The organism is Paenibacillus sp. JT22N1 (assembly GCF_059692155.1).
The window spans coordinates 208,481-223,408 of sequence record NZ_JCAUAW010000004.1 but is presented as its reverse complement, the minus strand read 5'-3'; the positions used below and the strand labels follow the sequence as shown (position 1 = coordinate 223,408).

Here is a 14,928-nt window from a genome sequence, read left to right as displayed (position 1 = left end):
ATCCTCGTCTATGCGACCCGAGCCTATTCCCCGATACCTGTAGCGCTATTTTTTCTCCCCGAATTTCAGCTTGTACTGATCGGCATACTCCTTCAATATTTTTTGAACGTCAGGATCCGCCTTCAAACGGTTCACGTAAGCGTCCCACTCCTCCATTGTGCTTTGGCCGACGACAACCTTCGTCAGGATCGTGTTGCGGTCCTTGAACAAATCGGCTGAACGCTTCGCATTCGTATCAGAGATGAGCCCCTCTAACGGATTCGGCACGCCTTTGGCCGCGTATTGATCAGATACTTTCTTCTGAACCTCGTTAAACTCCGGTGTCGCTTTCGCAGTCAGTGCCTTATTGTAAGGATCGAAATAGCCGACCATCATGCTGGCGCTGCCGATTTCCTTCTTGAACATCTCGTCGTTCACTTTCGGAACGCCGTTTTCCTTCGTATGGTGCTTGCCCTCGATGCCGTATTTCTCGAAATCGACGAACTCCTTGGAAGCAGACTGATCCAGGTATTTCAATATTTTCTCGACTTTATCCTTCGGCACCTTGGAGGAAATCATGATGCCTCCCAAGTAACCCGACGGCAGGAAGCTCCCGTCTCCTCCCGGTCCTTTGAGCGGCGGCAGCGTCAAAATTTCTGCCTTCGGGTCCGTCTTTTTCGCATTCGTCCAAATGTCCCAAGCCCCGTTGATCGAGCTGCCTACAACTCCGGCTTTGCCACTCTGAAACATCTCCGTATCCTGGCCAAATTTCTGCACGGAATACTCTTGGGTAATGATTTTATCCGCGTACAATCCCCGGAAATATTCGAGCATATCACGGTAACCTTTGGTCATCCATGGAATGAGCAGCTTGTCTCCCTCGAACGTCGGCTTATTTGCCCCGAACGCCGAACCGAGCGGCGCGCTCGCAGAATTGAGCGTAGCGCCGAACACCGCCAGCCCGTACGTATCGTTTTTCCCATTGCCATCGGGGTCCTTCTCGACGAACGCTTTCAGCACGTCGCGCAGTTCCTCCACGGTCGACGGCGCCTTTAAACTCAACTTGTCGAGCCAGTCCTTACGAATATGCAGCGATTGATCGGTCAATCCGCGTGGACGCGGTATCGCAAATACCTTGCCGTCAATTTTGGAATTATCCCAAATTTGCTTCGGAATTCCCGCCAGATTCGGATACTTTTTCAAATCTCCGAGATACGGCGTCAAATCATGGAATGCTCCCTGGCGTACCGCGCCGATCGTAACGGGGTCGAACAGCTCCAGATTGACGACGACATCAGTCAGTTCGTTCGAGGACAGCGCCAAGTTCAACTGTTCTTTGTAAGCGTTAACCGGTACCGCTTTAATCGTTAGCTTAGCGTTAGCACGTTTATCCAGCTCCTTGTAGTAATCGCTCTGGAAATTGGGCGGCTCGTTATAGAGTGGGGTCGTGAAGCTGATTGCGACGGGTTCCTCCTGCTTCGCAACCACCGTAGTCGCAGCAGGAGACGGCGAGCTTCCTTTACTATCCGAAGAGCAGCCAGCTAACAGCGAGAGAGATAACGAACCTGCGAGCGATAAGGCCAACACACTTTTTCTTTGTACCATTTTTGTTTCCTCCCCTTTTTATTTGCTATTTCATCATTCGATTCATAAGAAGGCATCCTTTTTCAACCTTTAACCGAGCCGAGCAGCACGCCCTTGGTAAAATATTTTTGGAGTAACGGATACACCAATAAAATCGGCAGCATGACAATCATTAAGGCGGCCATCTTGATCGTCTCTGGAGGCAGCTTTGCTTCGGAGTCAAATTGCGTAGCGTCCCCGACCATACTGCTGTTCGGCTCGAGCACGATTTGCTGCAGCAGCACCTGAAGCGGCCATTTCGTCACATCGCGGATATACAGCAAGCCGCTGAAATATGTATTCCATAATCCCACCGCGAAAAAAAGCGAGAAAGCGGCGATCGCAGGCAGTGATAGCGGAAAAATAATCCGCACGAACACTTGAATGTCGTTGCAGCCATCGATTTGCGCGGAATCCTCCAGACTGGGCGGCAAGCTCTGAAAGAACGACTTGAGTACGAATATGCTCCACGCACCGGTCAGCCCCGGCAAAATAAGTGCCCAGAGCGAATTGATCAGCCCAAGCTCCTTAACAAGCAAATAGTTCGGCACAATTCCCACGCTGAACAGCATGGTGAACAGTGCCATCAGAAGTAGGAAGCGGCGTCCAGGCAACTCCTGTTTCGTCACCGCATACGCGAATGTTGTCGTAAAGAGCAGATTCAGAACCGTTCCGACAATCGTGATGAATGCCGTCGATCGAAAGGAATTAAAGAAGCTGTCTGTCGACAAGACGTACCGGTAGGCATCCAGCGACCATTTGGGGGGCAGCAGTACGAGCTCCCCGCTTACGTAGACACTTTCATCCGTGAACGACACCGCCAAAATATAAACGAATGGAAACAGCATCGTAAGCGCAACCGCAATAAGAATGATGTAGATGAAAGCATCGGCGGCTTTCGAAACGGCGGTAGTTTTTGACCTAATCATTGGTTTCTCCTTTCCCGATCAGTAAAGTCCCTCTTCGCCTGAACGTTTGGCAAGCTGATTCGCAGAGACAACAAGCAGCAGCCCGACCACCGATTTAAACAAACCGACCGCTATGCTGTAGCTCAGCTCTCCAGAAAGCACCCCGCGCTTGTATACATACGTGTCGAATACCTCGGCGACAGGAAGCACTAGCGGGCTTTGCATCAGCAGCACCTGCTCAAAGCCGACATCCAGCATATGGCCAAGCCGGAGAATGAGCAAAATAACGGCGGTACTGCGGATCGCAGGCAGTGTAATATGCCAGATCCGCCGCAGCCGGCCTGCTCCGTCTACGTAAGCGGCCTCATACAATTGCGGATCGACCCCGGCGATCGCGGCCAAGAAGATGATCGTCCCCCAGCCGACTTCCTTCCAAATACTTTGGGCGGTCAGCAGTCCCCAAAAGTAGTTCGGATCCGACATGAAGCTGATTTTGTCCCACCCCAAGGCGGCGAAAACTTTGTTAACCAGCCCAAAATCGACGGATAGAAAAAAATAAGTAAAGCTAACGACGATGACCCACGACAGGAAATGAGGCAAATAAATAATAGACTGAATAACCCGCTTTACGGACTCTCGGCCTACTTCGTTAAGCACGAGCGACAACGCAATCGGCAGCGGAAAAAAAAACACGAGTCCAAACAAATTGATGAGCAACGTATTCCGGAACAAGTTCCAAAACTGATTGCTCGCGAATAAATGGGCAAAATGCTCGAAGCCGACCCATTCGCTGTTCCAAAAACCACGGAATGGACTGTACTCCTGAAAAGCAAGCAAAATGCCCCACATTGGAACGTACTTAAATACGAGAAAATACAGCGCCGCTGGAAACGCCAGCAAGTAGATGTATTTGTACCGTTTCACCCTCTTCCACATCAGACGGTTGCCTTGATCTCGCCTGGTGGCAATAGGAACGGCTTCTAGCGAACCTGTGTTTTGAATAATCCTCTCTCCCTTCGTTCTAATTAGCCGGCTACAAACAGCTTAATCCGGGAACAGAGCGGCTGAATAGGTGCAATTGTTGTCGGTATTGGAGACTGCCGAAACTGCGCGTCCTATCAGGCTTTTCCGGCATCGCCGGACATTTTCGACACTGCAGAATCTTCGTCCGGATAAAAAAATGACCGCCCAAGCGGGCGGTATTTTACGTGCGTATGGATGCCTCCATCATCGTTTTATTGTTGATTACGGAAATTGGCCGGCGAATAACCAGTCATTTTCTTGAAAACCCGACGAAACGTTCGTTCGTTGTAGCCAACCTGCTCGGCGATTTCGGAGATCATCGTATCGGTGTGCAGCAGAAGCTCCTTAGAGCGTTCTACCTTAAGCTCGGTAATATGCTGAATAAAGTTATGGCCCGTATGCTTGTTGAACAGCCTGCTGAAGTACGCGGGGCTGACACCCGCATATTCCGCCATCGAAGTAAGCGAATGATCAAGCTCCAGCCGTTCCTGAACGTATGCTTTGGCCGCTTCGATCATGATTTTACCCCGGTCGTCCATCGCATCTTCGAATAAGGGCAGCAGAACCGGGAACACCTTTTCTTCAAACCATCGCACCATATCTCCGGTCATCCGGCAGGATAAAATATGCTTCATCGCATCCATTCCGGACAGCATCCTCGCCTGCTCGGGCGAAAGCTCTTGTGCCTTTCGCAAAAGCTGTACGAATAAGGCGTGAAATGATTCATAAACCGATGAAACCGGATAGTTGCATTTCGTAACAACCTGCACGAACTGTTTAAAATAGTGCCCGAAGCCTTCCATGTTGCCTTTTTGTAGTTCCTGTATCATCGAATGTTCAATCTCGTAGGGATAGATGAGTTCATGCCGAAAGGCTGACAAATCCGCAAATGCAATTGTCCGGTTTCCACCTGCCGTGATTCTCGTTGCGAGTGCTTCCTCCGCTTCCAAATAACAATGGCGAATTCCGTCTATGCGGTCGCATACCGCGCCAATACCTATCGAGCAATCGAATTTCAAATACGTGTTTACCGAAAGCCGGACCGATTCGGCTAACTGGTTGAAGACCGTCCGGCACTGCGCCGCTTTCGTCTCAATCGGTACCTGAACGACAACGATCAGCCGGACCGCATCCTGACCAAAGACGAAATAGCCGTCCACATTGTGCTGCTTCATCAAGTCCTGAAAGATACTAGATATAGCCAACAAAATCAGGTGCTTGTCATCCTTCTTAAACCTGCTGTATTGCTCGTAGTTTTCAGGTTCTACCAAGATGACGTCCCACCATGCGTCGGTTTGAATGTCATATTGCAAGGCCATTTCCCTGATCCGCTCTGGCTGCTCGTTATCATAATACCCGTAAATCATTTGCATCATGAACGATTCGCGCAAAGAAAGCGTCTGCTTGCTCGATACATCATGATATTTGCCGATCTGGCTCTTCAAGTTGCCCCAATGATTTTGTATGAGCGCCCATTCATCTAATTTCGTTCCTCCCCGCGCAGATGGCACTCCGGCTTCCTGCCTCAACAAATTGCGGATTGGAGCATAAAGTTTCCTCGAATTCAAGTAGATGAGCAGCATACCCAAAATGAGCGAACCTAGACAAACGAGCACAGTCGTCTGCGCAACCTGCTTTTTTGGCGAAGCCATGACCGAAAGCGGGACATTGAGAACCGTCATCCATTCGTTCATATCCGATTTTGCGTAAACCGTGTATAAGCCCGCTTCCGCATGCTTGAAAAAGCCCGATCGCCCCTTCGCGTTCAGCTTCTGCTTCCAACCCTCCAGATTACTGCCAAAGATCGATCCAAGCTGAGACTTATCGTTATGGGAGACGACTGTACCCGTTTCGTCCAAAAGCATCAGGCTTCCCATATTGAACCTCTCCGCTGCACGCAAGGTCGAATGAAAAGAACTTTCATCCACCTCGACGGTCAAATAAGCGCGCGGCGTATCCGTAAAAATAGGTAACGGCTGCACAAAGGTAATGACGTCGATCGAGCCTTTCTTCAGCATCATCCATTTCGGCTTAGACATGGCTCCTACCGCATTGAGGAACGGATAGCTGTCCCGCAAAGCGTCAAATTTCTGATAGCCCTTCTCACTGGACAGCACGAATTTCTCCTCCGGCAAAAAAAGATTGACCGTATTCGTAAACTCGATTGACCTTGACGCTGCGGTCAACTTGTCCAACACATCGACCATTTCTACAAAATCGCGGCGATCGGTCCTGTACAAGTATTGCTGCATGCCTGGGTCAAGCGTAATCCCGCGCGATGACTTCGATATGGATTTCAAAGCGCTGTCGACGCGCTCCTGAATCTGTTCGATCATATCGAGGTTAGCCATGTTTACCTGCCGCTCCAAATGGTTGGAGACGATCGCATATGTCAAAGAAGCGGCAAGAAGAATGGGGATGCATAGAACAATAATTCCGAAGCCCAGCAACCTCCTGTAATACATTCCTCTTGCGAGAACCGATTGGATGACATATCTAATCACACGCATGCTTCACCTCCATATTCATTACCGCCATGATTTCCTTTATTATAGCTACAATAAAAGCGCTTGCATACTTACTCTTTCAAAAAAGAGCCTTCTATTCCTCCTGTTTAGAGAAGTATAGAAGACTGCTAGATTTGCCTTATGTGTTAACTTAAGCTGCTAAAATATATTTAATTCCAGAATGAATAAAACTATTCATGAATTGACGCTTACCCTCTCATCCTTCGCTCTTGGCGTAATAACTGGGATGAACTGGCAACCTTTTTTTAAGTATCCGCCAGAAATTCGCAAGCTCATTTACACGACCAACATTATTGAAAACTACCAGTTACTATGCTCTTACGACGATTGCGTTTCTTGTTCCAGAATAGCACCAGTCTTCTTCGAAAATACCAGTCGATCTTGTTTAGAAGGAGATCGGCAAACGCATCCATGGCATAGTAATTCCTCCATCCCTGAATTTTCGGATTGAGTTCTTCGACCATTCTGTTCATTCCCTTAAGGGGGTTAGAGCCTTCACATAGGGGTGCTTCCGTGAGCGTACCCGCAGATGCTATCGTCGATTCTCCTCCAATGTTGATCTTGTCAACTGATTCTTACATATAATCGTCAATGGCATTGATATTAAAAAAATGTGATTGTAAACAAAAAATCTCCCTGACAAGCGACTCAACCGCCTAAAAGGTTTGGACGCTTTCCGAAAAGAACACCGTAATAATATCCGCCCCGCTGGGTATTTCTATATGCTCTTCAAGAAAGCGGTCGGCATCACGCCGACGCAATATCGACAAAAACAACCTCCCAAAGATTAGACGGCCCGTTGGGAGGTTGTTTTCAAGATTCAAATAAAAGTATCAATTTCGGTTAGGCGTAATACGTCACACTTTGATACGGGTATTACTTCTGAAATACAATTGTTGTATCCAAACCCGTGTTCTGCATTTTTTCCTGATAGGTGCCCAAGTAAGACATGCTAAAGGTATAGTTGCCAGGCAATAATTCCTTGCTTGCCGTTCCGCCAACCGTAGTCCCCAGCTCCTTCCACCCTCCGGCGTAATATTTCACCGTTCCTCCGTCGAGCAGGTTCCCCAAGCTGATCTTCAGCTGTACCGTCGTGTTCACCGTCTGGAATACAACCGTCGCAATCGAACTCGTGTTCTGTACTTTCTCCTGATAGGTGCCCAAGTAAGACATGCTGAAGGTGTAGTTGCCAGGCAATAATTCCTTGCTTGCCGTTCCGCCAACCGTAGTCCCCAGGTCCTTCCACCCTCCGGCGTAATATTTCACCGTTCCTCCGTCGAGCGGATTCCCCAAGCTGATCTTCAGCTGTACCGTCGTGTTCACCGTCTGGAATACAATCGTCGCAGACAAACCTGTGTTCTGCGTTTTCTCCTGATAGGTGCCCAAGTAAGACATGCTGAAGGTGTAGTTGCCAGGCAATAATTCCTTGCTTGCCGTTCCGTGAGCTGTAGTCCCCAGGTCCTTCCACCCTCCGGCGTAATATTTCACCGTTCCTCCGTCGAGTGGGTTCCCCAAGCTGTCCTTCAGCTGAACCGTCGTGTTCACCGTTTGGAATACAACCGTCGCAATCGAACTCGTGTTCTGTACTTTCTCCTGATAGGTGCCCAAGTAAGACAGGCTGAAGGTATAGTTGCCAGGCAATAATTCCTTGCTTGCCATTCCGCCAACCGTTGTCCCCAGGTCCTTCCACCCTCCGGCGTAATATTTCACCGTTCCTCCGTCGAGCGGATTCCCCAAGCTGATCTTCAGCTGTACCGTCGTGTTCACCGTCTGGAATACAACGATGGGGCTAGTGCCTGTATTCTGTGCCTTTTCCATGTATGTTCCTTCGTATGTCATGCTAAAGGTGTATGCTTTATCAGGCAAGTCCTTACTAATTAATCCAAAAGCGTCGGTTACCCCAAAATCCTTCCATCCGCCATCGTAGTATGTAACGATTCCACCGCTTATCGGATTCCCGCTGCTGTCTTGCAACTTTACGACTGCAGCAGTCATTTTTAATTTAAAACTAACATGTTTGTCAAGTTCAACATTCCCCGCTTTATCGGTCGATCGATACAGTATGTCGTAATTGCCGCTCTGATCAAACGTCACGGGTGCCGTATAAGGCTGCCACGTAGTCCCGTTATCCAGACTATACTCCGTCTTCTCCATACCCGATACATGGTCGATGGCGGTCAATGTTACCGTTACCGGATTTACGTACCAACCATTTTGTCCATCAGGTTGTACTGGAGACACGGAAGCTGTCGTAACTGGTGCAGCCCCGTCGCCTCCGCCGCAGTCCGAGCAAACATAGGGCAGTGTGCTGACCGACAGCTGTGGACCGTCCTCGCTCCATTGGCCGTAAGCGTCCATGGCATGCAGCTGAACCCGGTATGTGGTCCCTGCAGTCAATCCGGTAATAGAGGTAACGTATACATCACCGCCAACCGTCTGTTTGCCTCCATCCCAGCGTACTTCATAAGTACTGACCGGCGTTCCGTACACTGCGGGATCCCAGCTCAGCTTCACCGAGCTTTGCGTCACGTCGGACGCCGTAAGCAAGCTGCCGGCCGGCCATTTGGGTCCGCTATGCAAGGTCGTAAACGAGGAGCCGGGTCCGTCCGTCGACCATAAGCCGGCGGCATTGCCTGCTTGAACGCGTACGGTATAGGCACTTGCCGGCGTCATGCCGGATAGTTCGTATTCGTACACTTGGCCGCTCACGGTTTGATGCAGCTCTCCGTTCAGCCATACCGCGTATTCGGCAACTCCGACCGGATCGTCTGCCGCTGTCCACTGCAGCTTGGCCGCCGTTGAAGTCACGCTGTCCACGGTAAGCTCCGCATTCGTCCAAGCCGGCGATTGCGGCTCGTTCCCGGTTGCGGCGTCCGCCTTCTTGACCACGACAGTAAATGTCCGTTCAGCGCTAGCTTCTCCTTTGCGGATCGTCGCCGTCAAGACTACCTGTACGTCACCTTTTTCATTAGACGGCCGCGTTACTGAACCGTTCGAGGAGACGACGGCTTCGTCCCCCGATGTCCAGTCAATCGCCGTTCCGTTCGCTCCCGCTGCCGGCAAAACCAAATGCTTGGTAACCGATTCAGCCGCATCGCCGGCAGCAAAACCGATCGCGACGCTTTGACTGTCCAGCGTTACATCCGCCCGATCGCTTGCGTCCATCGGCCTTAATTTGGCGCTAAATGATTGCCCGTAAGACTGAGCCGCATCGATAGTCAATTGAACGGTCGGAGACAGCCGTTCGATACGGATACGCGGATCATTCGATATGACCCCCGCCGCCTCCCGGTCGAGTTCGATCCGGATGCTTCCGGCATTTTCTTGCGTAGGGTCGGAAACCGAAATTTCCAGCTCATTCGCGTCCTCTTTAAGCAAAACGGAAGCTTTGCTGTCGCTCGTAATGCCGCCCGCCGTCGCCGTCGCATTCTCCCAAAAGTTCGCTCCCGTCAAATGCAGCGTACGATGCTCGACGGCTTGTACCGAGGCCGTATTAGCAAGTATGGAAATAGCCGGATTGCTCGCATAGGCGCCGACTTCATCGCTCGTACGATTCGGTAGAATGACGTATGCATAGCTGCTGTCAGCAGGATTCGTCCCGTGGCCGAACCATATCGTTTCGTAGGTTGCCGTTTGAGTATCGTTTACGGACAACGGAACGTTGCCGATCGTGCTCCACGTACCGGTCCGCTGCTCGCGCAGCATATGAACGCCGGATGGCTCGGGGAAGTAATAGCCGACATCCGAGCCGGTTGCCGTATTGCCCGTTACGTGCACCCAGGAAACTTGCTCGAGGAGCTGCGGTCCTGCCGTCAGCGCATTCGGCTGTATGCTCCCGTCTACCGTAACGACGTTTGCATTATCATTGCGGAGCTTGCGGTTGTCGACGATCGTTTCGATCGTCCTCCCTTCGGAGCTGTTGATCCCCGCACCTATGGCGACGACTTCATCGTCGAACATGAACCATGATTTTCTGGCCTCCACCGCTTCTCCATTGCCGTCGGCATCGAAGCCGCGGTAATCCATCCCGGCTATGCCATACGCTCCGAGCGTCGTTCCTCCAGCCCAAGTCAAGGGGCTGTACTTCTTGAATCCCGAAGAGTCGGTTCTCGCTTGCGTGTCGACTGTCGTTCCGGGCAACCGGTAAGGGTCGACCGTCGGCCAGTAATTACCGTCGAATTGCCCATGATCCTCATTGTATAGATAGATCATGCCGTCAGCGGTAAACCAGCCGCGCTTATTTTCCCCGACGGTGAATTCATAGTTCGGAATCCGCTTGGAATGCATGCTGATGCCGAAGCCGAAGTCCGGCCGAAGGTGAACGGCTCTATCCATCTTCGGGAATACCTTGCTCAGCATAAGTCCGTCGGCAGGAGCTACGTTCCCGTCCTCCAACAAGCTTTTGACGCGTACCGCATTGTAAATGCTGCTCGTTTTGCTGATGTAAGACTGATACGTATCCTCCTGCACCCACTTTTTGATCATCTGCTTGTAGTTCTCCTTGTGCTGGGATGGCGCGGACTGGGAGAGAAGCGTCAATGCGTTAATCAGCGTCATACCCGAATCGTGACTGTTGGTGTCCCCTTTGGCAATAACCCTGCCTCTCGTCATGTCCATGAAACCGCCTTTGTGCATAAAGGGCTCGAAAGAATCGTATATCCATTGATACACATTATCGACATCCGGATCGTCGATTGCCCACTCCGAATCGTTTACAAGATACAGCGCCGTAGCCACCGTATACAGCAAGCTCAAGCCGTACCCGCCGTTATAAGGAATCGATTCGTGCTGAATGAAGGAGCCGTCGGGGTAAAAGCCGTCCCCCTTCGAAACATACTTGAACAAGCTATATGTTCCGTTCCCTGAAGTCGGTTCCGCGCTCTTGTATGCGTCGCTCAGGAGAAGCTTGCCTGTCGCAACGATCCCGCTGTCCTTGTTCAAAATGCCCGCCAAAATATAAATCTGGCTCAACCACGCTCGATTGGCCCCTGTCGCGACCGTCTTGCCGGCGTTGTACTTATTCGGATCTTTTATATAGAAATACATGGCGTTCGACCAATCGGCAATCCGGGAACCGAGCAACTGGTCGTAAAGCAGCACCATGATGTCGTTCAGCAGCATCGGGATACCCATCTCCCAGTAATAAGGATTATCGGAGAGGGGGGTGACGCCATCGTACCAATTGCGGTGCAGCCAGCCAAGCGCATCGGTCATTTCCTTTAGAAGTTCGCTATCCCGATAATACGTCGAGCCTTTCGTGGAATAAGCTAGCGCCATCGACCGCAGCCGGGAATAAGAATTAGATATATTGACGGCGGTGTCTGATCCGCCCGGCACGTACATTAAATCTTCCCATACCGCTGCGTCCGGACGAACGAGGTTCACATAGTCGACGAAAAAGCCGAAGCCGGTGCTTTTATCGTTCTTGCCTACCGATTTTAGCCGAAGTTTATGCGTTCCCGCTTCCAGGAATCGCGTCCCCAAAGCCTGCATAACAACCGTTCCCGCAGCAGTGGAAATGTAATGGTCCTGAGGCGAGCCCTGAGGTACGCCGTCGATCTCCGCCTGAATGATCCCCCCGCTTGTCAAGGTTCTCGCTCTGACCCACACTCCATACGTCCCGGCAGCAGGAACCGTTATCGTATATTCGATATAGTCATCGGGCTTGTTCAGCGTAACCCGGTCCCCTTTTCCGCCGCTTAACCGCGCATCGTTAGCCGTCTGCCGCTTTACCCCGGCCGACATGACTGCCGTAAGACCTTCTCCCTCGAGGAACGGAGCCCGCTCGGTTCTTGCAGGCAAAGCGCCCTGCAGAGGTGTCTTGACTAATTGGATGCTATCGATTGCCAATTGGTAATTACTGCTCGCGTCATTGCGGTCTGTAATCGTAAAACGGAATTTACTCTCGCCGGAAGCTGTACTCAAGCTCCCCAAATTCAGCGTTTCCACGACTCCCGGCGCCGCGTTAGGGTAATACGTATCCTGCGGCTCGCTCTGCTCTTGCCCGTTCACGGAAAGCTGGAACCGGCCGTAGTTCGAAGCTTTTTTGACCCTTACAAGCACCTCGTATAAGCCTGCTCCGGGAACGTTCAACGTGTACTCGATGTAATCCCCGACGGCATTGAGATTGACCTTATCCCCTTTGCCGTTGCTGAATCTGCCGTCGGCAAACACGACATGGGTATCGGCGGACGATAATTCCGCCTGCAGATCCTCCACTTCGTAAATCGGCAAGGGCGGTTCTTCCCTAAGCATTTTGTCGTAATACCCCTTAGCCGTCCTATCGATATAGTCGATTTTGTCCCGAATGTCCGAATCGTCCGGATTGTACGACTCCCCTCCCGTCAGCAACTCGTACCAACGGCCGCGGAGCTCGTCAAACCGGTCGGCCGACGATGCCGAAGCCGGCAATGCAGCTAAATTCGTAAGAAGCAGCAAACATGCCAGCATGGCGCAAAGCGATTTTCTTTTCATCTCCTGGTTCTCCCCTCAAAAATCAATCTCTTAAGACAGCGCTTTCATTTGGCCGTACTCCAAGCAGTGCGCCGCTAAATAGCTCTCGGCCTCCCCGATATTCCATTCCACAGGATGCAGCCGGTAACAGCCTTTCGTAATATGCGTTGTACCGATATTTTTGTTGATTCCCATCTAATTCCTTTAAACTAGAATTACATACAATTTTATTAAACTGATTCCTTTCTGATTTACTCAAATTATAGCTAAAGCCGGAATTACTGTCAACCTTCATTCCGCCTGTCTCTCCGGACACGAGAAAGGCTCATCGACCTCCATACAACCCGATGTGAATGTATAGCGGCAGCTCTAAAACCTAGCAGGACATTCTCCTTCGATGTGACGCCGGACAAAATAAAAAGCAGAACAAGCGATTCGCTTGCCCTGCAGTGCTGTGTGCTGTGTGCTGTGCCGGTTTCCTTTTCTCTACAGTTTCATATCTTTACTCAAAAGCAAATCCGCCACACTGTCCTGGAACTGCCGTTCATCCAGCACGCCGGACCAGTAATATTTAATCTTCTGCTCGACGGCTTTAAGCGTTTGAATGGAAACGCCCAGATCGCGATGGTAGGCATACGTCGGGAAAAGCTCCCGGTACATCATATATCTGGATGGACGATTCAACCCGTTTGCGGCAGGCTTGTCCGCAATGCTTTTGAAAGCAGGTATGCTGACTGTCCGCTCATGAATCATGCGCTGCGCGTGGGGGGAGGAAAGAAACCGCAGAAGCTGGCGGCCCGCCTCCTTCGACCTCGAGTTTTTCATGATGGCCGTACCGAACGTAACGAGAAGCGATTTTTGCGGATCGCCGCGGCGAAATGTCGGCAAAGGCGCAATATCGTAATCCAAGGGAAGCTCGTTAAACTGGTTAAGGTTGTAATAGGTAGACAAGATCATCGAAACGTCGCCGCGAATAAACAACTGATTCGTTTCCTCGTTGCTAGCCGCAAAATATTTCGGAAAAAAGTCCTGGTCGCCGATCATCCGGCAAAAGGTCCGAATGCTATCGACCAGCGTCTCCCGTGACCCAGCCCGTTCTTCGCCATCCTTCAATGCCTGAATTCCGGCTTGCAGCAAAAAGACCGGATACCGGTTTCGCGACAGAACCTGAAAGTAAAAACCGTGTTTATTGCGGTATTCTGCCAGGCTTCGCCCCGCAGCAATGACATCGTCCCACGTCCAATAGCTGTCCGGCTCCTGCAAGCCGGCCTCTGCAAAATGTTGCCGGTTATAACAAAGGAGAACGGGCGACAGTGAAATCGGACTTGCGTACATGCGGTTATCGTATCGGAAGGCCTCATTCGCAATCGGATACAGCTCATCGTTCGTCTCTACCGGCTCAAGCAGGGAAAGCATGCCGGACTCCGCCATATCCTGCAGCATCGCACTATTTAGGCACACGACATCGAGCATGTCGTTCGCAGACATTTCTTTGATCGATTTAACGTAATGGTGGATATCGAGCGACACCTTTTTGATGTGGATGGACGGATGAAGACGGGTGAACTCGGCCAGCAATTCGTCCAAGAGAATGTCATTGTTCATGGAATAGCTGCATCCGAAATTGAGCGTGATCTTTTGAGCCTTACTCTCGGCTACTACGCTTCCGACCCTGTCGATTTTGACAATCAGCCCTTCCTCGACCAATATATCCAGACCTTTGCGAACGGATTTATTGCTCATCTGAAAGTCTTTGGCCAACTGGCTCTCCGCGGGCAGGAAAGAGCCCGGCTTGCGCATGCCGCTCACGATTTCCGTACGCAGCTTGTCGACCATCGCCTCTAATTTTATTTGGAATGCATTCATAGTTAATTCCTCTCTAATGTATATATAAATGAATTATTCTTAAATATACATCAATAGAAACATTCTCTCTTTTCGAGGCAGTTTTGTCAACATTCTGCCAATTCGTCAGAGGGAGAGGATTTCATTCCGGGACGTTCACGAAAGCGACTGGTATTATGCTCCGGTTCGTGCCGCAGCAGAGGTTGACATTGTTGACGGACCAGAGCCGGATCGCTTTGATCCGAACGGGCCGATCACTCGTGAGCAGATGGCCGTCATGCTAGTCCGCACATTGGAATCTGTATCCGGTACTCTCGAAGGAAAGAGCGAATTATCAGCTTTCCAAGATGTATCTGAAGTCCATGCTTGGGCAGTAAGCGCCATTGGTATCGTGTTGGAGCGCGTCTGGATGCAAGGAAAAGCAGGGGGAAACTTGAACCAACCGCAACAGCTACCCGTGCAGAGAGCGCAAAAATGCTTGTAAACGTGCTTGGTCCGGTTTTTCGGTAATTGAAGTAAACATGAATTCTTTAGGTTTTAAAAATATACGCAGCAAAGCCCCGTGATGA

The 14,928-nt window shown here is 50.7% G+C and carries 8 protein-coding genes and 3 pseudogenes; 3 read left to right on the top strand and 8 right to left on the bottom strand.

From position 1 onward, the window contains the following. Positions 1 to 45: 45 nt before the first annotated feature. From AC58UU_RS10135 to AC58UU_RS10120, 4 genes are all read right to left on the bottom strand, one after another. A complete protein-coding gene (locus AC58UU_RS10135) occupies positions 46 to 1,584 on the bottom strand; it encodes a type 2 periplasmic-binding domain-containing protein (protein WP_497315214.1) in 1,539 nt (512 codons plus the stop codon). Between the two features lie 62 nt (positions 1,585 to 1,646). Then, complete coding sequence (locus tag AC58UU_RS10130) at positions 1,647 to 2,531, bottom strand: carbohydrate ABC transporter permease (protein ID WP_497315213.1); 885 nt, start codon at positions 2,529 to 2,531, stop codon at positions 1,647 to 1,649. Between the two features lie 18 nt (positions 2,532 to 2,549). After that, positions 2,550 to 3,434 carry an ABC transporter permease gene (locus AC58UU_RS10125; protein WP_409345952.1) on the bottom strand — a complete coding sequence of 295 codons (885 nt, stop codon included), beginning with the start codon at positions 3,432 to 3,434 and terminating at the stop codon, positions 2,550 to 2,552. Between the two features lie 311 nt (positions 3,435 to 3,745). After that, positions 3,746 to 6,043, bottom strand: a complete 2,298-nt coding sequence (locus AC58UU_RS10120) for a helix-turn-helix domain-containing protein (RefSeq protein WP_497315212.1) — start codon at positions 6,041 to 6,043, stop codon at positions 3,746 to 3,748. Between the two features lie 207 nt (positions 6,044 to 6,250). Between AC58UU_RS10120 and AC58UU_RS10115 the strand changes: the two are divergent. Further along, a pseudogene (locus AC58UU_RS10115) lies at positions 6,251 to 6,365 on the top strand (transposase); the annotation flags it as partial. Here AC58UU_RS10115 and AC58UU_RS10110 read toward each other — a convergent pair. From AC58UU_RS10110 to AC58UU_RS10095, 4 genes and pseudogenes are all read right to left on the bottom strand, one after another. After that, a complete protein-coding gene (locus AC58UU_RS10110; protein WP_497315211.1) occupies positions 6,352 to 6,534 on the bottom strand; it encodes a group II intron maturase-specific domain-containing protein in 183 nt (60 codons plus the stop codon). The pseudogene AC58UU_RS10115 and the gene AC58UU_RS10110 sit on opposite strands and share 14 nt — an antisense overlap. A gap of 403 nt (positions 6,535 to 6,937) precedes the next feature. Next, positions 6,938 to 12,535, bottom strand: a complete 5,598-nt coding sequence (locus tag AC58UU_RS10105) for a polysaccharide lyase family 8 super-sandwich domain-containing protein (RefSeq protein ID WP_497315210.1) — start codon at positions 12,533 to 12,535, stop codon at positions 6,938 to 6,940. Between the two features lie 51 nt (positions 12,536 to 12,586). Then, positions 12,587 to 12,697 (bottom strand): annotated as a pseudogene (locus tag AC58UU_RS10100) (FAD-dependent oxidoreductase); the annotation flags it as partial. A gap of 303 nt (positions 12,698 to 13,000) precedes the next feature. Beyond that, entirely contained in the window at positions 13,001 to 14,380 is a 1,380-nt protein-coding gene (locus AC58UU_RS10095; RefSeq protein WP_497315209.1) for an ABC transporter substrate-binding protein, read from the bottom strand. 43 nt (positions 14,381 to 14,423) lie between these two features. On the opposite strand from AC58UU_RS10095, the pseudogene AC58UU_RS10090 reads away from it, so the two are divergent. After that, positions 14,424 to 14,621, top strand: a pseudogene (locus tag AC58UU_RS10090) (S-layer homology domain-containing protein); the annotation flags it as partial. Between the two features lie 15 nt (positions 14,622 to 14,636). Next, positions 14,637 to 14,843 (top strand): S-layer homology domain-containing protein, encoded by a 207-nt coding sequence (locus AC58UU_RS10085; RefSeq protein ID WP_497315208.1) that lies wholly within the window; start codon positions 14,637 to 14,639, stop codon positions 14,841 to 14,843. Positions 14,844 to 14,928: the final 85 nt, after the last annotated feature.